18 protein-coding genes and 1 tRNA gene are annotated in these 17,480 nt (G+C 50.0%); 13 read left to right on the top strand and 6 right to left on the bottom strand.

The window, feature by feature from the left end; genetic code table 11:
• Positions 1-43: 43 nt before the first annotated feature.
• The 4 genes from WCY20_RS09130 to WCY20_RS09115 are packed head-to-tail and all read right to left on the bottom strand — an operon-like array spanning position 44 to position 3,467.
• Positions 44-454 carry a hypothetical protein gene (locus WCY20_RS09130; protein ID WP_345974545.1) on the bottom strand — a complete coding sequence of 137 codons (411 nt, stop codon included), beginning with the start codon at positions 452-454 and terminating at the stop codon, positions 44-46.
• 60 nt (positions 455-514) lie between these two features.
• Positions 515-1,165 carry a class I SAM-dependent methyltransferase gene (locus WCY20_RS09125; RefSeq protein WP_345974543.1) on the bottom strand — a complete coding sequence of 217 codons (651 nt, stop codon included), beginning with the start codon at positions 1,163-1,165 and terminating at the stop codon, positions 515-517.
• Between the two features lie 4 nt (positions 1,166-1,169).
• Entirely contained in the window at positions 1,170-3,122 is a 1,953-nt protein-coding gene (gene abc-f, locus WCY20_RS09120; protein ID WP_345974541.1) for a ribosomal protection-like ABC-F family protein, read from the bottom strand.
• Positions 3,123-3,158: 36 nt separating this feature from the next.
• Positions 3,159-3,467: a hypothetical protein gene (locus WCY20_RS09115; RefSeq protein ID WP_345974540.1), complete on the bottom strand. Its 309-nt coding sequence runs from the start codon at positions 3,465-3,467 to the stop codon at positions 3,159-3,161.
• A 226-nt stretch (positions 3,468-3,693) separates the two neighbouring features.
• On the opposite strand from WCY20_RS09115, the gene WCY20_RS09110 reads away from it, so the two are divergent.
• The 6 genes from WCY20_RS09110 (at position 3,694) to WCY20_RS09085 (ending at position 7,626) form a co-directional block, all read left to right on the top strand.
• A complete protein-coding gene (locus tag WCY20_RS09110) occupies positions 3,694-3,885 on the top strand; it encodes a hypothetical protein (protein WP_345974538.1) in 192 nt (63 codons plus the stop codon).
• 109 nt (positions 3,886-3,994) lie between these two features.
• A complete protein-coding gene (locus tag WCY20_RS09105; RefSeq protein ID WP_345974536.1) occupies positions 3,995-5,242 on the top strand; it encodes a M48 family metallopeptidase in 1,248 nt (415 codons plus the stop codon).
• Positions 5,243-5,244: 2 nt separating this feature from the next.
• The gene (prmC, locus tag WCY20_RS09100; protein ID WP_345974534.1) at positions 5,245-6,063 is read left to right on the top strand and encodes a peptide chain release factor N(5)-glutamine methyltransferase; all 819 of its coding nucleotides are present in this window, start codon (positions 5,245-5,247) and stop codon (positions 6,061-6,063) included.
• Positions 6,064-6,075: 12 nt separating this feature from the next.
• On the top strand, positions 6,076-6,558 hold the full coding sequence (locus WCY20_RS09095) for a DUF4149 domain-containing protein (protein WP_345974532.1): 483 nt from the start codon (positions 6,076-6,078) through the stop codon (positions 6,556-6,558).
• Positions 6,559-6,666: 108 nt separating this feature from the next.
• Positions 6,667-6,743, top strand: a tRNA-Arg gene (locus WCY20_RS09090).
• Positions 6,744-6,942: 199 nt separating this feature from the next.
• Entirely contained in the window at positions 6,943-7,626 is a 684-nt protein-coding gene (locus WCY20_RS09085; protein WP_345974530.1) for an SOS response-associated peptidase, read from the top strand.
• Here WCY20_RS09085 and WCY20_RS09080 read toward each other — a convergent pair.
• On the bottom strand, positions 7,562-7,873 hold the full coding sequence (locus WCY20_RS09080) for a hypothetical protein (RefSeq protein ID WP_345974528.1): 312 nt from the start codon (positions 7,871-7,873) through the stop codon (positions 7,562-7,564). The genes WCY20_RS09085 and WCY20_RS09080 overlap by 65 nt on opposite strands.
• Before the next feature lie 66 nt (positions 7,874-7,939).
• On the opposite strand from WCY20_RS09080, the gene WCY20_RS09075 reads away from it, so the two are divergent.
• Complete coding sequence (locus WCY20_RS09075) at positions 7,940-9,220, top strand: DNA polymerase IV (RefSeq protein ID WP_345974526.1); 1,281 nt, start codon at positions 7,940-7,942, stop codon at positions 9,218-9,220.
• A gap of 290 nt (positions 9,221-9,510) precedes the next feature.
• On the opposite strand, the gene WCY20_RS09070 is transcribed toward WCY20_RS09075, so the two are convergent.
• Entirely contained in the window at positions 9,511-9,924 is a 414-nt protein-coding gene (locus WCY20_RS09070; protein WP_345974524.1) for a TOBE domain-containing protein, read from the bottom strand.
• Positions 9,925-10,457: 533 nt separating this feature from the next.
• Here WCY20_RS09070 and WCY20_RS09065 point away from each other — a divergent pair.
• The 6 genes from WCY20_RS09065 to WCY20_RS09040 all read left to right on the top strand — a co-directional run bounded on the left by WCY20_RS09065 (position 10,458) and on the right by WCY20_RS09040 (position 17,472).
• Entirely contained in the window at positions 10,458-11,612 is a 1,155-nt protein-coding gene (locus tag WCY20_RS09065) for a hypothetical protein (protein WP_345974522.1), read from the top strand.
• Between the two features lie 16 nt (positions 11,613-11,628).
• Complete coding sequence (locus WCY20_RS09060) at positions 11,629-12,792, top strand: hypothetical protein (protein ID WP_345974520.1); 1,164 nt, start codon at positions 11,629-11,631, stop codon at positions 12,790-12,792.
• A 219-nt stretch (positions 12,793-13,011) separates the two neighbouring features.
• A complete protein-coding gene (locus WCY20_RS09055; protein ID WP_345974519.1) occupies positions 13,012-13,926 on the top strand; it encodes an AAA family ATPase in 915 nt (304 codons plus the stop codon).
• The gene (locus WCY20_RS09050) at positions 13,868-14,764 is read left to right on the top strand and encodes a DUF58 domain-containing protein (protein ID WP_345974517.1); all 897 of its coding nucleotides are present in this window, start codon (positions 13,868-13,870) and stop codon (positions 14,762-14,764) included. The genes WCY20_RS09055 and WCY20_RS09050 overlap by 59 nt, the downstream gene beginning before the upstream one ends.
• Positions 14,733-16,673, top strand: a complete 1,941-nt coding sequence (locus tag WCY20_RS09045; protein ID WP_345974515.1) for a DUF3488 and transglutaminase-like domain-containing protein — start codon at positions 14,733-14,735, stop codon at positions 16,671-16,673. Before WCY20_RS09050 ends, WCY20_RS09045 begins: the two co-directional genes overlap by 32 nt.
• Positions 16,674-16,785: 112 nt before the next feature.
• Positions 16,786-17,472 carry a nitroreductase gene (locus WCY20_RS09040; RefSeq protein ID WP_345974513.1) on the top strand — a complete coding sequence of 229 codons (687 nt, stop codon included), beginning with the start codon at positions 16,786-16,788 and terminating at the stop codon, positions 17,470-17,472.
• The last annotated feature ends 8 nt before the right edge of the window (positions 17,473-17,480 follow it).

The raw sequence follows: 17,480 nt of genomic DNA, 5'->3' as shown, positions 1-17,480 counted from the left end.
TAAAGATCGACTTTAACGAAGATCGATACCGGGGCGTCAGCGTTTACCTTTTGCCGAAGAGGGCGAAAATGCCGGTACGTTTTTTCGGGTTCTCTTCCGTCGGTTTCTCTTCGGCTGCTTCGATGGCTTTACACCCCTCTTCGGTCGAGACGATCGAGGCATTGCGTTTGATCATAACTGAGGCGCCGCTTTTGCTCTCTACCCCGATGTTTTTGAGGGTGTCGGAGAGCAGGTTGAAGGTTGCATCATCATTGATGCCTTCACAGTTGGTATTGCCGGTACAGATACTGAACTGCGACTCGCCTTCGACAAAACGAAGACCGACGATCAGGTCGATCCCCTGTGACCGAAGGTCGATCTTGACCCCGCAGATATTTGCGTCGTTCTGATGCTTCGCACCAAATTCCTGAAGGGCCTCTTTGAAAACAAGGCCGATTGAACTCTCTTCTGACATAACATTTCCTTATAGAAAAGGGTGGATTCCTGATACTATTGTAGCATAGCGGATTTTCTTTTACAAATTGCTATTCTTTTGTAGTAAAACGACCTTTTTGTCATCATGATAGAAAAGAGTCAGACCGAACTGTTTTGCCAATATCTCAAAACTTTTTGGTTTGCAGAAGACGATATGTGTCGGATCGCGCCGGTACCACCACTGCAGATAGTGCTCTTGCGTGTTGCTGTGGAACTGCGTCATCAGCGCCAGGTAGCCGCCCGGATTGAGATGTTCTGTCAAGAGCTGTATGATACCCCGGACATCGGCAATGTGTTCGATCACTTCAGTCGAGGTGATAAGGTCGTAACGCTTGCCTTGATAGACCTTTTCGGGGGCGAAGAACTTGTCGTAGTGGTCGGTTGCAAACCCCTCTCTCTCGAGCATCCTGGCTAGGACGGGATTCGGCCCCGATCCGAAGTCGAGGGCCGTTTCGATCTTCTCTTTATGGGGTGCTATTGTCTTGTCGATAAAGTCCTGGAACATCGCTACATAGCCGAGATTCTCTTCGGTATTGTTGTGCTGCTGATAGACCTTCAGCTCTTTTTCGTCAGAGACGATCGCCTGCGGATCTTTAAAAAGGAATTCGCACTCCGGGCAGTGGTAGGTCATGCACTGCATATAGTCATCGAAAAAAGCATGTGTCTGGCCTTCACAGATTTTGCACTGCATCCGATTACCCCTTCTGCGCTTCGATCTCTTCGAGTTTCTCTTCGATAGCGAGCAGCTCTTCGACTTTCGCTTCGTAGAGGGCTTCGCTTTGTGAGAGCTCCTGCGCGACAACAGAGATCCCTTTTTCGCTGTAGCATTCCGGATCGGCCAGGCAGGCATTGATCTGATCGATCCTGGCCTCGATCTCTTCGATCTCCTGAGGCAGGGATTTGAGGGCCTCATTCTCTTTGTAGGTGAGTTTCAGCGCCTTGGGCTTCTCTTTGTGTACTTTTTTAGGCGTGCTCTGCTCTGCCTCTTTGACAATGTTCTCGATCTCCAGCATCTCTTTCTCATGTTCGAGGTACTCTGAGTAGAGCTGGTGGGATTCTTCGATCTCGCCGTCATGGCCTTTGAAGATAAAGAGCTTTTTGGCGATCTTGTCGACGAAGTATCGGTCGTGGCTGACCAGGATGACCGCGCCGGGAAAGTTTTGCAGCTGCTCTTCAAGGATGTTGATGGTCGGGATGTCGAGGTCGTTGGTCGGTTCATCCAGGATCAGACAGTCCACATTTTTGGTAAAGAGGAGGGCGAGGGCGACACGGTTTTTCTCCCCGCCGCTCAATACGCCGATTTTCTTGTCCAGGAACTCTCTCGGGAAGAGGAAGTTCTTAAGGTAGCCGTAGACATGCATGTTCGAACCGCGCACCTGGACCCGGTCCCCGCCGTTGGGACAGAAGGTCTCGATGAGGTTTTTTGAATCGTCGAGCAGCTCTCGGTGCTGGTCGAAGTAGCCGATGGAGAACTCGCCCTGTTTGATCTTCCCTTCGGTCGGCTTGATACGCCCGAGCAGGGTCTTGAGCAGGGTCGATTTTCCGGTGCCGTTGGGCCCGACGATGGCGATCACATCTTTCTGGAGAATACGGGTGGTGAAGTTTTTGATCAGCACTTTGTCGCCGAGGGTGACGCCGAGGTTTTCGACCTCGAAGAGCATCTTCTGCTTGTTGACGCTTTTGTCACGGTTGAAGTGCTTCTCTTCGCGCTGGATTTCGACGCTCATCTTTCGGATCTTGGCGGGGTTGGTCTTGGCCGCTTCGCGCAGCTGCATCAGCCGTTCTTTTCGTCCCTCGTTGCGTTTGAGACGGGCGCGGACACCGCGGGCAAACCACTCGTTCTCGGTCTTGAGCAGCCCAAGCAGGTTGTCGTGCTGTTTCTGCAGGGTGCGGAGGTACTCCGCCTTCTGCTCAAGGTAGTTGGAGTAGCCGCCGCGGTACTCTCTGAGTTTGCCGTCTTCGACCTCGATGGTCTTGGTCGCGATCTGGTCGATGAAGTAACGGTCGTGGGAGATGAAGACAAGGGTGAACTGCTCTTTGAGGATCAGCTCTTCCAAAAACTCCACCATATAGACGTCAAGGTGGTTGGTCGGCTCATCGAGCAGCAGGATATCGGGTTTCTGCAGGAGCAGCCCGGCAAGGGCGACGCGGCGCTGTTCACCCCCGCTGAGCATGACGACCGGCTTATCTTCCATATGTTTGAGGTTGAAGTTCAGAAGAACGCGTTCGATCTTGTCGTCGAGCGTCCAGGCGTTGTGATGGTCGAGATAGTGGTTGAGCTCGGCATGCTCTTTCAAAAGCTGCGGGTTCTCAAAATCGTCTGCGAGCTGCAGCGAGAGGGCATCGTAGCGTTCTCTGGCAGCATAAAGCTCCTTCAGACCCCGCTCGACGGCTTGCCTGACAGAGTCATCGGCTTCAAAGCGCGGGACCTGGTCGAGCATCTTGATCTCAAGGTCCTGCTTGGTGATGCGTTCACCTTCGTCTATATCGAGTTTGCCGTTGATGATCTTCATCAGGGTCGATTTGCCGCTGCCGTTTTTACCGACAATGACAATACGTTCACCCTCGTCAACATGAAAATTGACATTGACTAGGATCTTCTGCAGATCATAATGTTTGTGTACACCAAGTAGGTCGATCAGGGCCATAGGTTCTCCAAAAGTAGTTTACTGTTTATATAATCGTTATTTTTTGCCGAAGCAATAGGTCCGATATAAAAACCATGAAGCGATCGCTTTGTCGCTATAGCTGTACTCCTGCTGTTTTTTAGGAATAGAGTTGTTTCGCATGTATGAACGGATAATGCCGGTGACCAGATAACTGATAAGCAGCGTGGCCGCCGCGTAAAAATAGTCCACAATAAAGGCGACCATCAGGGTCAATATCAGGGGTATATAGGTGAGTTTAAAAGCGATAACATTGACCAGAAAAACGCACTCTTTTGATGTGAAAACAGGGGTCGGTTCGATCTCGGGAATAAAGTCATTTTGCATGACGGCATTATATCGAATTATCAGTTTGCTTCCCGGCAGTATTTGTTGGACTTTTGCCATCTGTCCTACGGGTCTGCGTAGTACGGATATGACGAATAAAATATATAAAAAGCAAACTTAAGGCGTCATATTAACTTATAGTGTTTACGATTGTTAGTATCATTTTTTTGTATTCTTCTACAGTACAAAGACACAAAATAATAAAATTTCCCACAAGGAGTTAGCAATGGGTGAACCAAGATTAGAAGAGTTAGGTGATTACAACACACTTAAAGGTGAAAAGCGTCGTATTTTTTGGGCCGTTATTATCGCGGGTCTGATCATCGGAACGGTCTACCTGGCAGCCAGAAGCTATTTCGTGCCTAACGACATGATCGAGACGCAAGACGAGATCGTCAAAGTGCCGAGGGTCAAATAAAGCTTAAACGCTATTGCATATATTGGCGCTTAATGCAATCATGCTAAAATAGCGCAATTCTAACAGGGATGTTCAAAACCCTGTTAAACCTTCTTTCCTAAGGGCTTTCATGTTAACCGCTATAATAGCAATCTATTCCGTCTATGTTCTCCTGAAAATGTATGTCAGTGTCATGCAGATCGGTTTTGTCAACCAGGCCAAGCGCCAGGGTGCCGTCTTGATGGGCAGCGCAGACTATCTGAAAGCCGGTAATTATGCCGTCGCCAAAGAGAAGCTTTCGATGCTGTCGACACTGATCGATTTTATTGTCTTTCTGGCGTGGATGCGTTTCGGTATCGCTTTTCTCGAGCAGAATGTCATGGTCTTTGATCCGGCTTTCTCGACGATACTGGGTGTGCTTGGATTTATTTTGATCAACGGCCTGATCTCTCTGCCGATGGAGTATTATGAGAAGTTCGTTCTGGATGCCAAGTTCGGCTTCAACCGCTCAACCAAGGCTCTCTATATCAAAGATACTCTGATTTCGACGATGTTGACCATTGTGTTTGGCGGCCTGATTATCTGGGGGATCTATCTTATCATCTCTTCGACAGCCCTGTGGTGGCTCTGGAGTTTCGGTTTTATCTTCGGTGTGGTTGTTCTGCTCAATATGTTCTATCCGACCATGCGTGCGCTCTTTTTTGACAAGCTGACCCCGCTCGAAGACGAGGAGCTCAACCGACAGATCAATCAGCTGATGGAGAAGACAGGCTTTCAAAGCTCCGGCGTCTTTATCTCCGATGCATCCAAACGCGATGCCCGCCTCAATGCCTATTTCGGCGGTCTGGGAAAGACAAAACGGGTCGTGCTTTTCGATACGCTGCTGCAGAAACTGACGCCGAATGAACTTTTGGCGGTTCTGGGACATGAACTCGGCCATTTTCAGCACGGCGACATCTATAAAAACATCGCCCTGATGGGCGGGATGCTCTTTGCGATGTTTGCCCTTTTCGGTAACCTCCCCGATACGCTCTATATGGAGCTCGGCATTCAGAAGAGCGCGGCCAATATGATGATCCTTTTTATGCTCGTAATGCCGCTGCTTGGCTTTATTATGATGCCGATTATGGGGATCGTCAGCCGTCACAACGAATACGAAGCGGACCGGACTGGTGCGGATCTGGGCGGAAAACTTTTTTTAAGCGAAGCACTTAAAAAACTGGTAAGTGAGAACAAGAGTTTTCCGCTTTCACACCCGGTCTATATCTTCTTCTACTACACCCATCCGCCGGTGCTGGAACGGCTCAAGGAACTCGGTGTTGACACGAATGTAAACACCCGTGAAGCGCTTGAGGGAACATGTCCGACAATCGATTGAAGATGCAATCGGTCGGAGAGTGGCTGCGGCTGATCACGGCAGAACTGCAGGGGGCTGTCGAGCGGCCGAGGCGTGAAGCCCAGCTGCTCATCATGGCCCTGCTGGAAAAAGACGAGCTCTGGCTGATGACGCATGAGGCCGACATTGTGGAGGAGGGGGAGAAACTCGCCTCCTGGGTAGAACGCCGCAAAAAGAACGAGCCTATCGAGTACATTACCAATAGGGTCAGTTTCTATTCGCAGGAGTTCCACATCGAACCGGGGGCACTGATCCCCCGTCCCGAGACGGAGCTGCTCATCGATGAGGTACTTGCGCTGGCCGACAGGGATGCGGAGCTGACCATCGTCGAGATCGGTGTGGGCAGCGGTATCATCTCGACTGTCCTTGCGCAGGAGTTGCCGAAGGCAAAGATCATTGCGGTTGACATCAGTCCGGAGGCCCTGAAGGTTGCCAAAAAAAACATCGAATGCTTCGGTCTTGGCGGACGTATCGAACTGCGTCAGGGCGATCTGCTGGAGCCGGTAAGCGAGAGTATCGACATCCTCGTCTCAAACCCGCCCTATATCGCCAATGACGAGCCTCTTGAGTCCAACCTTGACTACGAACCCGACCTGGCCCTTTTCGGCGGCGAGATCGGTGATGAGATCATCAAGCGGCTTCTCGACGCGGTGTTTGAACGCGGTATCAGGATCTTTGCCTGCGAGATGGGCTATGACCAGAAGCCGAAGGTCCAGCACTACCTTGAGGGAAAAAGGTATAATGAGCTGAAGTTCTATGAAGATCTGGCGGGCCTGGACCGCGGGTTTGTTCTTAAAACATAAAAAGGAAAACGTATGACGGCTAAACAGTGGACGGTAACACTCTACCTGCTTTTGATAGCGATGACCCTCGGTGCGGTTTTGACCCTGGGCATCTTTGTGACGGCGACGCTCTTTCACTCGGACAGCTACCTCTCGGGTGTGATGCTGGATCATTACAACGAGGGTATTCTGATGGCGGAGATATTCCGCCGTTTCAGCTACTTCATCTACTTCATCGCGGCGGTTGTCTTCGCCTTCGAAGGCAATGAGTACAAACACGGCCGCCGTGACAACTACGCGATGGTGAGCGGTTTTGTCGTCATCATAACGGCTTTGATGTTCAGCGGCGTCTATACCCCGAAGATACTCGAGATGCAGGCGCTCGGTGCCGAGGCGACACAGAGCGAGGCCTTCGAGGCGCTCCATATGGGCAGCGAGATCGACTTCAAGATCCTCGCTGTGGCCCTCGGTGTGCTCTTTATCCGCCGCATGCGGCTGATGTTCGTGCAGAAGTAGCCCAACAGTAGCGGCGGCCTGTGCCGCCGCTGCAGAATACTTCCGATTTTTTGCATTATAAATCTTTTTACAAGAGAGATCTATTATAATGCTGCCTGTAAAAAAGACGCGTCCGTAGCTCAGCTGAATAGAGCACTGGTTTCCGGTACCAGCGGTCACAGGTTTGAATCCTGTCGGGCGTACCATTAGCTTTCCAAGAATAATCATCCGCACATATCATTCTTACTACTGTTAAAAGTCAATAGTTTTCTATAGGTATTGAACACATACGTAAGATGTTCTGCCGATTTTGATCTATCCATATCAACCGGAGTGCTGTTTTTTATACCGTTTCATTCTTATGTATAATAGTGTCTGTGAGATAAGATACAATGAGGCAGAGGTATGTGCGGACGGGTCGGTTTCTTTTCAGACGGTCTTTTTATCAATGATGTACAGGCCGTTCTCGGCGATTTTGTTAACGACATCGGTTATCTGACGCCGCACTACAACATCGCCCCTTCCCAAGCTTTAGCGGCACTTCTGAACAACCATCACTACACTGAGACCTCATTCGGGCTCATACCGCATTGGGCAAAAGACAGGAAACGGCAACTCATCAATGCCAGAGCAGAGACGATCAATGACAAACCGATGTTTCGCGGCTCTTTTAGACACAAGCGTGCTCTGATCCCGGTCAACGGTTTTTACGAATGGCATCAGGAAGGTGGTCATAAGCAACCCTACTGGATACATCCGACAGAAAGTGACTATTTTGCGTTGGGTGCCATATGGGATAAGTGGTATGACAATGAACAGGAAAAAAGTATCACGACGTCGGCGATCATCACAACGGCTTCTAATGAACTGATGGAACCGATCCATGACCGCATGCCGGTGATCATTCCGAAAGAGTCCTGGGGGCTCTGGCTTGATAGCGAAGTTCAGGAACCCGAAGCACTCTATGAACTGCTGCAGCCATGCGGAAGCGATCGAATGGTCGCATACAAAGTCTCTACGAGAGTCAATTCTCCTGTAAATGATGATGCGGAGCTGCTTGCGCCAATGTCTCCAGAAACGCTCTTTTAAAGCGATCATCAGGCAGTGCCTCCGCTTTTTGCTCCAGATACCGAAAACGCTCCAAAATTACTTCGCTTTTAATCCGCTCTTTCTGCCAGAGATAAGGCTGGTATACCTGCATCAGACTCTTATAGGCACTCATCCTCCCCAGCCTCTCTTCACTGTAGCCTTTAGACCCGTATTTCACTTTGCCATAGAGGAAATAGGCCACAAAATAACTTGCCATTAACGCCTCAAATTCTATGTATCGTCTCATACTGAAAGTGTATGTCAGCATGTAATATATTCACTGAAATTTGTCAACTCGTCATATTATGTCAACATGATATTGCACCTTGACCTGGACAGTTTTTTTGCTTCTGCCGAACGTACTCGAAACGTGGAACTCATCGGTAAACCACTCATCGTAGGCGGACGGGGCGATCCTTTTATCTTTGACACAAAACCGGCCAAAGCGAAGCGGCTTATCCAGCTCAACCAGGGGGCGTTTGTCCCCTCTCTTTTTCATGCCGAGCATGACGCTTCAAGTTACTTTTTCGAGGGCGATCGCATACGGGGGATCGTTACGACTGCCAGCTACGAGGCGAGACACTGCGGGGTGAAGACCGCCATGACGATCAGAGAGGCTTTGAACCTCTGTCCCGATGCGATCTTGCTGCCGCCAGATCATCTGCTCTATCACACTCTGTCGCATGAGATGATGGAGCTGCTCGGCAATGAGATACCGCTGGTAGAACAGTACAGCATCGACGAACTCTTCGGGGATGTCACCGGCTGGATAGACGAAAAAGATATGTACGACTTCATCGCCTATCTACAGGAGAAAGTTGCCAAGGAGATGCTGCTTCCCGTCTCCATCGGTGCCTGTAATGCAAAGTGGATTGCCAAGCTGGCGACATCTACCGTCAAGCCTTTTGGATTGAAAGTGGTCTATGATGAAGAGATCCATGACTTTGTCAAAGATATCGATATCCATGCGTTCCCGGGCGTGGGCAGAGCCTTCGGAAAGAAGATGCGGCAATACGGCATCAAGACCATCGGTGACGCTTTACATGCCCGAAGGCTCTTTGAAAGCTGGGGGCGACAAGGAAGAGATCTTTATAAACGGTTGAGCGGTACGGACCATGAAGGCGTGAGCAGAAAACAGAGCCGTAAAGGTGTCGGGATGTCACGCAGTATGGACCACCCGATCAAAGACCGTGCCGAGTTTTATCGGCGTGTCAGTACCATGGTACGCCACTGGAGCCATACTATCAAACGTCTGAACGTGAATCCGACCACCTTCTTTTTTGGGATCGGGTATGAACATCATCTCAGAAGCAAGAAACAGTACACCACCTACCGAATATTCAACGAGCAGTTCATCCAGCACTTTGCAAGGGAGAAGTTTCAGGAGCTCGATATCTACCCCAATGTCGCGATACTCTATATCACGATGAGCGCGACAAAATTTCTGCACCATGATCCCAAGGCGGTGGATATCTTTGCGTTTGAAAATGACAAGAAGATGCACCGGCTCGATTCGGCTGTAAACAAGGCACGGGAAAAGTACGGAATGGACATATTGCGCAGTGGAAACGAATTAAACGATAGTCAACGATGATCACTCATGCGAACACTGTTATAATAGGTACTCCAGCGGTTAAAACGCCACAATCATAAGCTGGATAGGCATCTCAAGGCCTTATTGAAAAACAGGAAGCCAAATAGGCGCCGTTTTGTGTCATATGAAAAAAGTAATCACTATCCACTCGACTGAGTGAATGATGAAAATTATTTTGGAAGTGAAAAAGGTTAGGTCAAAAGGGGGCAGAAAAATGCAAATGTCTTCCGCCTCTATATACTTTAATTGATTATCCGCCTGAAAAGAGGGCGGCGTTCACGCTACCGTTGTTATTTGGCCAGGATGATTGAGCTTGCTTTCACAAGCGCGTAAAGGGTGTCACCTTTAGCTATCTCAAGCTCTTCAGTCGCTTCATTGGTAATGTTGGCAGAGAGCGTGTCATCACCCATCGCCAGTTTTAGCGTACTGTTGACCATCCCTTTTTTGACATCGGTAACGGTTGTTTCAAAAACATTGCGGGTGCTTATCTGGCCCGGTTTCTCTTTGCTTACAATGACAAAAGATGCTTTGATGATGGCATAGACTTCCTCACCGACAGCCAGCGCCATCTCCTCAACGGCTTCATTGGTCAAAACAGCTTTGATCACATTTGATTTCAGATCAATGACGACTTCGCTGTTGACCTGACCGGCCTTGATACTGCTTACCGTGCCTTTTAATTGGTTGCGTGCACTTGTTTTCATGGTTAATCCTTGTTGTTTAGTATTTTGTAATAATAGTCCGAATAAAGTAATTCATAACTTAAATCTAATAATAAAAATTACTTTGTGTTATTATTGTGGTATATAATATTTTAGAATAGTTTCGGTTTTTTGCATGGTTTCTGTTCAGACAGATAACCGGGTGAAAAGGCGCGTCAGCCTAATGCCGGGTTGTCAGATAACAGCACTTTGGTAGTGTGTTGGCATATCGAGCTTCAGCGATCCTTCCAAGAATAAGAGAATGCTATATTTTATGACACTCTAATCTGTGGCAAGTATAATGCCGGGCTTCTTTTATAATAACAATTTATTATAAAAACAACATATTCAAACTAAATGGCACCTCTAAAAACCTTAGTCCGCCTCCCTGCGGGCAACACTGAGAAATACATACTTTGGGTTGGTACTTCTCACTTAAGCTATGTCTAGGCTTGCAAAGTACCGCCTTGATTATGAATTTTACTGTGCTGCTGAGGCTAACCAGGGTTTTTAGAGGTGCCCTAAAGGAAACCATCATGTTCAAAAAACATTTTGCATCGGCGTTGTTGCTGTTTGTCCTGTTTCTGGCCAAGGCCCAGGCGTCGCTGACGACCGAACTGCAGGGACTTGTCAGCCAGGGCAGTGCGCTCGACGCCAATCTCTCTGCGTTCAGTTTTGATGAGGGGGATGACTGTTCCCAACTGGGTACCCTCAACACCTCTATTGAAGCGTATATCGAAAGCATCGAGGCGATCTATGCCCAGCTCTCTTCGCCGCTGAGCCTGACACAGGAGGACATGACATCGCTTGATGATCTTAGCACCATCAGCAGATCGATGGCCGAAGAGAGTGTCCGGATGGCACTGGAGCTCAACAGCATCGAATCGGTTGCCGACCTTTTCGAGTACCGGGCCGGGCTCAGTGCGATGCTGCGCCTTTCCGACGATATCGGTACGATGGCCGACCGCATTCTCGAGATGGCCAACCGCATTCTGGTCATGGCGGACAATATCGGTTCGATGGCGGACAAGATCGTCGTCACCATGACGCTGCAAAGCAGCAATATGCAGTTCATTCAGGCCTCCCTCTTGACGACACAGCAGAATATGGCCGCGCTCAACAGCTCTCTTTCGTCGATTGTCTACAACCTTACCCTCGAGCAGGTCCAATCCGACGGTGATGCGTTGAGTTCCGATATGAATATGACCATCCTGACCAACTTTAACATGGCGGATGAACTGGGCCAGCTGCAGGAACAGTCGGCACTGCTGATGGGGAAAGTACTCAGCCTCTACACCTTCGCCAGCCTGAACAGTGCGATGGCTTCGCACTATGTCGACGGTGATACACTGACCTATTTCAGCGACCTCTCGGAGATCAACAGGGCTCTGGCGCAGAGTACCGAAAATTTCGCCAGAACCGTGCAGCTGATCGCCCCGCTGACGGAGACACCCGTCCTTTCCGATGCCACGAACTCCATGCTGAAGCTGGTGCAGGATATCAGACTGATGAGCGACCGCATCATGGAGATGAGTGACAAGATCATCGTCATGGCCGACAACATCGGTGCGATGAGTGAGCGGATCGTCGAGGTCGAAGGGATACAGACATCGAATATGGCCTACACCGTCGATTCCCTGACCACTTCGCAGAAGATCACTGTCGGCATAATCGAGTCCTATGGACTCTAAGAAAGAGGAGAACCGAATGAAACAACTATGGAACAACTGTATCGGCGCTGCCGCCGTTTTTATGCTTTTTACGGGTATGCCGGCAGCCGCTGCCCTGAATGATGACCTGCAAGATCTTGTTTTTCAGTCCGAGGCACTTGAGGGTGAATTGAGCACGCTTGAACTCAATGCCTCTTCGGTCTGTTCGCCGCTGTTGCAGGTGAACCAGATGGCACGCGACATGGTCAACGCCATCGCCGCCGTCGATGAAAGCCTCTCCGCCCCGCTGCAGATCGATGCTGATACGCTCGATGCCCTTGAACAGCTCTCGGTGACCAATCTGAGCCTGGCCAATGAAGCGCTGCGCCTCTCACTTGACCTGCAGCAGCTTGACAATGCGGCCTCGGTACTGACCGTCAAAGACGGCATTACCGCCATGCTGCAGCTCTCCGATGATATCGGTACGATGGCGGACAGGATAGGGGAGATGGCGGACAAGATTCTTGTCATGGCCGACAATATAGACATCATGGCTGACCGCATTATCGCGACTCAGGAGATTCAGAGCGCGAACATGACCTCCAGCGTCGATACACTGCTGCAGACACAGACTAATGCGCTGACGCTGGTCTCGGTGATCGAGACGAGCACGCGCGAACTCGACTACGATGCGCTCATTTCCGACGGCATGGAGCTCTCCTCGCGTATGCACTCGGTGATGCTCAGCCCGTGGACGATGAAGTACCAGCTTCAAAGTGTCGCGGATGACGTCGAGAGCTTTCTTGAGCAGGTCACGGCGCTCAGCAACGGTGTCGAGAGCGATGCGGCGAACGGCACACTCTATATCGACGGCACGTCGATGATGCAGCTCTACGACATGTCGGTTATGCTGACCTTCATAGCAACGGCGGTTGACGGCTATGTCATCGCGATTGAGGGGCTTGAGCCGTCAACATCGACATTGACGCTCAAAGATTCGCTCGGCAGTATGCTGCAGCTCTCAGCCGATATCGGCGTCATGGCCGACCGGATCGGGGAGATGGGCGATACTATTCTGCTTATGGCCGACAATATAGGAATGGTGGCCGATACCTTTATCACAACACAGCAGTTTCAGAGCGCGAACCTTTTCGCAACGCAAAACTCCGTCCTTGCGGCACAGCAGATGGCCATCGCCATCATTGTCTCCAGAGAGCTTTGAGGATTGCACGCATTGTCTGTTATGGATCTTCATGGCAGCTCTCGAGCGCAGAACGTTTTTTTGATGATTTTCCAGGTACCTGCCGTGCTATCGGCAGCGTAGACAAAAGATTGAACCTTAATATTTCTGTTGATCCCTTCAATAGCTTGTCTTATGGGTAATCCTCTAAATCCTTTTGTGTTATGCTTGTTTCTATTAGTTAAAGAGTAGGAATAGCACGTGAAAGAGAGCCATACACTTATTCATACCATTATTGACGAGATCGAGAAGGTCGTCATCGGCAAGCGCGAAAAGATCGAGCTGGCGATGGCGGCATTTCTCTCCGGCGGGCACCTGCTGATCGAAGATATGCCGGGGGTCGGCAAGACGACGCTGGCCAAGGCGATTTCGCAGGTGCTCGGTCTGGACTTCGGACGTATCCAGTTCACCTCCGACCTGTTGCCGGCCGATATCATCGGCGTCAACTATTATGATGTCAAGAGCGGCGAGTTCCTCTTCAAAAAAGGGCCGATTTTCAGCTCTGTCCTGCTGGCGGACGAGATCAACCGTGCGACACCCAAGACCCAGAGTGCCCTTTTGGAGGCGATGGCGGAACGCCAGGTCAGTGTCGAGAACAAGACATACCCTCTGCCGGATCCTTTTTTCGTCATAGCGACAAAAAACCCCTTCGAGGAGTCGGGCGTCTTCAGGATGCCGAGCTCGCAGCTTGACCGATTTATCTGTACGATCTCCCTTGGGTACGCCGACGGGGAATCCGAGCGGGAGATACTCAGGCAGGGTGAGGAGAAAGATTTGCATGCCCTTAAGACCTTTGAAAAAGAGGCGGTCATGAAGCTCCTGAGCCTCAGCAGAAACGTCCATGTCAGCGACGAGATACTCGACCTTGTCCAGAAGATCATCAAGATCACCAGGGAACACGGGCTCTTTGAGTACGGACTTTCGACCAGAGGGGCTTTGGCGCTTCTGCAGCTTGCAAAAGCGCACGCCGTCGTCAGCGGCAGGAATTTCGTGATACCTAACGATGTCACCGATGTTCTGGAACCTGTCGTCATACACCGATTGGAGTTAAGCAACCATGATCATTCTGAACCAGCTTCAAAAAAGATTCTCGCCCTCGTTTGCCAGGATTGCTAGAAAAGGCAGCGAGCGGCCGACTAAATATATCTATCTTCTCATTCTGATATTGATTGCGCTCTTTATGCAGGCCTACATACATAACTACAACATCGTCTACCTGGCACTCTTCTTTACCTTCGCTTTTGCCTTCAGCAGCTACTTTTTCGGCAGGAACAACATACGCTCACTGGAGGTAGCGCTGCTTTCATCCCAACGCGTGTTTGCCAACCAGAAAAGCAGCTATACGCTTTTGCTCTCTTCATCATCAGAGAGAGAACTCTACGACATTACCTGCATCTGCAGCGAAGAGCGGCAGCACTGCAAGCGTATCAGCGCCGATTCACCCGAGGTGCTGACCTTTTCCCATACCTGTGCAAAGAGAGGGGAGAGGGCATTCGAGAGCGTTCAGTGCGACAGCGGCTTCCCGCTGCCGCATCAGCTCTTCTACAAGGTCTTTGACCTGCAGAAGAGCTTTGTGGTCTACCCCGAACCGAAAGGGGAGAGCCTGGATGCCTATATCGCCAGGAACAGGGCGATCTATGGCGAGAAGGATGACTTTGAAGGGGTAAAGGGGTATGAGCGCAGCGACCGGATCTCACAGATCTATTGGCCCTCCATTGCCAAAGGCGGCAGCCTGATGAGCAAGGTCTTCACCTATATAAATGATGCGCAGCTGCTCCATTTCGATTTTCTGTCCTGCGGTACCGACGATGAGCAGCGGCTCTCGCAGCTGAGCCTGTGGGTACTCGAATGTGAACAGCGAGGATATGCCTTCACTATTGCGATCGGAAAGAGACTGCTGGAGAGCAAAAAGATGAGCACAGATGAGATTCTTACGTACCTTGGCCGATATTAAATCACCGCCGAAAAGCCTTTATCTCGTCGATATAGCGCTGGTCCTATCGATTGTTCCCCACCTGGACAAGCTCAAGTTTCCCATGCTCGTCTACCTGCTGGCCGTGCTTATCGTGCTGATCGCGAGCAGAAAGGTCCCAAAAGCGCTGCAGTACGCTTTGGCACTCTTCGGTGTTCTGTCGGTCATAAGCTCCTTCTACACCGATTTCAACTTCTCGTCGCTGAACCGCTTCACCCTCTTTGTCTCGCTGCTGAACGCACTGCTGATCTATGCAGTCTCCCTACAGCGTCTCAAAGGGGAGCTGAACTTCTACCTTGCCTTCTCACCGGCGATGCTGCTGATGCTTTCGTTTTTTCTGCACAACTCGGTACCGATGCTTTTCTATACGGTTTTTACGCTCTTCGTCTTTATGCTGCTGCTTGTCTGGTCGAAAATGCATACTCCGCTCTATGATGCACTGAAAATGGCTCTCACGCTCTTTGCCTACGCGTTGCCTGTTGTCGCACTACTGTTCCTTGTCTTTCCGCGTATTAGTTTTGAAAAGGCTGTTTACGGGTTTCATGATGACTTCGTCAAAAAAAGTGGCCACAACGGTGTGATGTCGCTGGGCAGCGATGCGGCGATGAACCTCTCTTCGCAGGTGCTGATGGAAGTCTATTTTGAAAACGGGCTTCCGAAAGAGAAGGGGCTCTACTTTCGGGGGACCACCCTTTATGTCGATCGCAACGATTCGTTCCGGCAGCTGCCGGATCGTCTGAAAAAGCCTTTGGCTGCAGGCCGGAAGGCGATAGCTACAGGCGGACGGGTTGCCTACAGTATCACGCTCTATCCGCATAATGAAAAGTGGCTCTATGCCCTTGACATTCCGGCATCATCGCCTCCAAAAAGCACCTTGCTGGACGATTACACCATCGTGAGCGACAAAAAGATCGACAAGAGATATCGTTACGAGATGCATTCCGACCTGTCATATTTGATGAATGCCCCTTTACGCAAAGAGATACGTGAAGCATCGCTCCGGTTTTACGGGAAACGTGACGCTATCAGTTCGGAACGTGCCAGGCAGCTGGTTGCACCACGCGATAAGCAGACCTTGGAAAACATCGCCGCCTATTTTCGCTCACTCAATCTTGTCTACACCCTCAAACCCGATCACCTGGATAAAAAAAGACCCGTCGATTCGTTTTTGTATGAGAGCAAAAAGGGGTATTGCGTCCATTTTGCGGCTGCATTCGCATATATGGCCCGGGCTTCCGGGCTTCCGGCACGGGTGGTCACGGGATTTTTGGTCAATCCGAACGAGGCTTTGGAGAATTATCTTGTGGTGAGAGAATCAGACGCCCATGCGTGGGTAGAAGTCTACCTGCAGGAGAAGGGGTGGACGAGGGTGGAGACGACAGCCTTTGCCGAAAGGATAGAGGGGGATGTCTTGCAGCGTCTCGGTGTTGAAGGCAGCAATACGGGGCAGAAGTGGTTAAAACGGCTTAACCTGCATCTGATGTACCTGAAATATGTCATTGAGACGTGGATATTGGAGTACAGCCGTGTCAAACAGATGGAAATTCTGCATGCGCTTATTAACAGTTCTACTTATCTTGTCGCGTTTATCGTCAACGGTATTCTATTTACCGCACTTTCGATAGGTGTAGCGATCTTTGTCAGTGCGCGACGTTGTCACGACAGGGTACTGTGTATCCTGCGCCCGCTGATGAAACACGCCGAAAAATCGGGATTGGAAAAGCAGCCCAATGAGAGCATGCATGACTTTCTTTGTAGACTCAAAGAGAAAGTGAACGCGGACATGATAGACGAGATAGATCTGCTCTATCACAAGATAAAATATGCGAAAAAATATGAGACAGAAGATATCGCGCAGCTCAAAAAGATCGTAAATGCAATAAAAAAATAGTATTTACCGCCGGCAAAGCGTCTAAATTACCCCAAAAAACGCCAGCCCTCGTGTCTCAAATTATTTTTATTGTAAAATACCGCATAAATTTGAGACGACGGAGCGAAAGCGAATGGAAAGTATCAATGTTATCGATGCCATCAAAGGGCGTTCTTCAACGCGCAAGTTTTTAGATAAACCGGTACCGAAAGAGATCCAGGAAAAGATTCTGGAAGCGGCAGCAATGACACCCAGCGGCGCAAATATGCAGCCTTGGATCGTCTACGCCGTAAGTAATAAAGAGATGCTTACAAAGATAGGCGATGCGATCATTGCACATATCGAAGCGGGCGGGGACGTCGATCAGTTCATTCAGTACTATCCAGTCAACTGGATCAACCCCTATAAAAAGCGCCGTATTGTGACAGGTGCAGGCCTCTATAAACTGATGGGTGTCGATCGTCATGATGACGAGACACGCCAACAGATGTGGTTCGACAACTACCGATGGTTCGGTTCACAAACGGTCTTCTTCGTTTTTATGGAGAAAGAACTCATCAACGGGGCGCAAGGCCCGCTGATCGATTCGGGGGCATACATGCAGAACCTGATGCTTGCGGCAGAAGGTTACGGTCTTGGTTCATGCCCGCAAGGCTCAACGACCGAGTATGGCAAGATCATTGCCAGAGTTCTGGACGTACCTGAGAATCTGGCCCTGCTGTACAGTGTTGTCATCGGCTACGAAGACAAAGAGGCGAAGATCAATACCTATCAGCCGGCACGTGTACCGATGAACGATACCGTAACATTTGTAGAATAGAGCAACTG

The sequence above is a fragment of the Sulfurimonas sp. HSL3-7 genome (assembly GCF_039645985.1).
GTDB lineage: Bacteria > Campylobacterota > Campylobacteria > Campylobacterales > Sulfurimonadaceae > Sulfonitrofixus > Sulfonitrofixus jiaomeiensis.
Note: the sequence above shows the minus strand (reverse complement) of the source record. Positions and strands in the feature narration are given on the sequence as shown.

Bases quoted from the DNA above. Each gene is read 5' to 3' on its own strand.
- WCY20_RS09130 (WP_345974545.1), bottom strand. From the start codon at position 454: ATGTCAGAAGAGAGTTCAATCGGCCTTGTTTTCAAAGAGGCCCTTCAG.
- WCY20_RS09125 (WP_345974543.1), bottom strand. From the start codon at position 1,165: ATGCAGTGCAAAATCTGTGAAGGCCAGACACATGCTTTTTTCGATGAC.
- abc-f (WP_345974541.1), bottom strand. From the start codon at position 3,122: ATGGCCCTGATCGACCTACTTGGTGTACACAAACATTATGATCTGCAG.
- WCY20_RS09115 (WP_345974540.1), bottom strand. From the start codon at position 3,467: ATGCAAAATGACTTTATTCCCGAGATCGAACCGACCCCTGTTTTCACA.
- WCY20_RS09110 (WP_345974538.1), top strand. From the start codon at position 3,694: ATGGGTGAACCAAGATTAGAAGAGTTAGGTGATTACAACACACTTAAA.
- WCY20_RS09105 (WP_345974536.1), top strand. From the start codon at position 3,995: ATGTTAACCGCTATAATAGCAATCTATTCCGTCTATGTTCTCCTGAAA.
- prmC (WP_345974534.1), top strand. From the start codon at position 5,245: ATGCAATCGGTCGGAGAGTGGCTGCGGCTGATCACGGCAGAACTGCAG.
- WCY20_RS09095 (WP_345974532.1), top strand. From the start codon at position 6,076: ATGACGGCTAAACAGTGGACGGTAACACTCTACCTGCTTTTGATAGCG.
- WCY20_RS09085 (WP_345974530.1), top strand. From the start codon at position 6,943: ATGTGCGGACGGGTCGGTTTCTTTTCAGACGGTCTTTTTATCAATGAT.
- WCY20_RS09080 (WP_345974528.1), bottom strand. From the start codon at position 7,873: ATGAGACGATACATAGAATTTGAGGCGTTAATGGCAAGTTATTTTGTG.
- WCY20_RS09075 (WP_345974526.1), top strand. From the start codon at position 7,940: ATGATATTGCACCTTGACCTGGACAGTTTTTTTGCTTCTGCCGAACGT.
- WCY20_RS09070 (WP_345974524.1), bottom strand. From the start codon at position 9,924: ATGAAAACAAGTGCACGCAACCAATTAAAAGGCACGGTAAGCAGTATC.
- WCY20_RS09065 (WP_345974522.1), top strand. From the start codon at position 10,458: ATGTTCAAAAAACATTTTGCATCGGCGTTGTTGCTGTTTGTCCTGTTT.
- WCY20_RS09060 (WP_345974520.1), top strand. From the start codon at position 11,629: ATGAAACAACTATGGAACAACTGTATCGGCGCTGCCGCCGTTTTTATG.
- WCY20_RS09050 (WP_345974517.1), top strand. From the start codon at position 13,868: ATGATCATTCTGAACCAGCTTCAAAAAAGATTCTCGCCCTCGTTTGCC.
- WCY20_RS09045 (WP_345974515.1), top strand. From the start codon at position 14,733: ATGAGATTCTTACGTACCTTGGCCGATATTAAATCACCGCCGAAAAGC.
- WCY20_RS09040 (WP_345974513.1), top strand. From the start codon at position 16,786: ATGGAAAGTATCAATGTTATCGATGCCATCAAAGGGCGTTCTTCAACG.